Raw genomic sequence first — 1,546 nt, 5'->3', positions numbered from 1 at the left:
CAACGACGACGACGGCGACGGTATCGAAGACGGCAGCGACAACTGTCCGCTGGTGGCCAACCCCGACCAGCAGGATACCGACGGCGACGGCATCGGTGACGCCTGCGATACCGACAGCGACGGCGACGGTGTCGACGACGGCAGCGACAACTGCCCGCTGACGCCCAACCCCGACCAGGAAGACCTGGACGGCGACGGTATCGGCGACGCCTGCGACAACGACGACGACGGCGACGGTACCGCGGACGGCAGCGACAACTGCCCGTCAGTGCCCAATCCGGACCAGACCGACACCGACGGTGACGGCGTGGGTGACGCCTGCGACACCGACGACGACAACGACGGTGTGGACGACGGTGCCGACAACTGCCCGCTGGTACCCAACGGCAGCCAGACCGACACCGACGGCGACGGCCAGGGCGACGCCTGCGACACCGACGACGACAACGACGGTGTGGACGACGGTGCCGACAACTGCCCGCTGGTACCCAACGGCAGCCAGACCGACACCGACGGCGACGGGCAGGGCGACGTCTGCGACGCCGACGACGACGGCGACGGCGCGGAGGACGGCGGGGACAAGTGCCCGCGGGCGCCCAACCCCGACCAGACCGACACCGACGGCGACGGTCAGGGCGACGTCTGCGACGCCGACGACGACGGCGACGGGGTTAACGACGGCAGTGACAACTGTCCGCTGACGCCCAACCCCGACCAGGAGGATGCCGACGGCGACGGTATCGGCGACGCCTGTGACAGCAACACCGATACCGATGGAGACGGCATCGACGACGGTTCGGACAACTGCCCGGCAGAACCCAACCCCGACCAGACCGACACCGACGGCGACGGCGTGGGCGATGCCTGCGACACCGACGACGACGGCGACGGTGTGGACGACGGCGCGGACAACTGCCCGCTGGCGCCCAACCCCGACCAGACCGACACCGACGGCGACGGCGTGGGCGATGCCTGCGACACCGACGACGACGGCGACGGTGTGGACGACGGCGCGGACAACTGCCCGCTGGCGCCCAACCCCGACCAGACCGACACCGACGGTGACGGTGTGGGTGACGCCTGCGACACCGACGACGACGGCGACGGCGTGGACGATGGCGCAGACAACTGCCCGCTGGTAGCCAACCCCGGTCAGGAAGACCTGGACGGCGACGGCATCGGCGACGCCTGCGACAACGACACCGACGGCGACGGTATCGACGACGGCGCGGACAACTGCCCGGCCGTCCCCAACCCCGGTCAGGAAGACCTGGACGGCGACGGCATCGGCGAGGCCTGCGACCACGACCCCGACGGCGACGGTATCGACGACGGCGCGGACAACTGCCCGGCAGTCCCCAACCCCGGTCAGGAAGACCTGGACGGCGACGGCCTGGGCGATGCCTGCGACGACGACGATGACGGCGACGGCGTCGACGACGGCGCGGACAACTGCCCGGCAGTCCCCAATGCCGACCAGACCGACACCGACGGCGACGGTGTGGGCGATGCCTGCGACACCGACGACGACGGCGACGGTGTGGAC

At 70.6% G+C, this 1,546-nt stretch carries 1 protein-coding gene; it reads left to right on the top strand.

The features are described 5' to 3' along the window. The coding region (locus OQE62_RS19295) for a thrombospondin type 3 repeat-containing protein (protein WP_265723675.1) at nt 1-1,546 on the top strand (1,546 nt) is incomplete at both ends.

This window comes from Microbulbifer halophilus, assembly GCF_026183675.1.
Lineage (GTDB): Bacteria > Pseudomonadota > Gammaproteobacteria > Pseudomonadales > Cellvibrionaceae > Microbulbifer > Microbulbifer halophilus.
The sequence above is the reverse complement of the archived record's forward strand: the minus strand, read 5'-3'. Positions and strand labels throughout refer to the sequence as shown.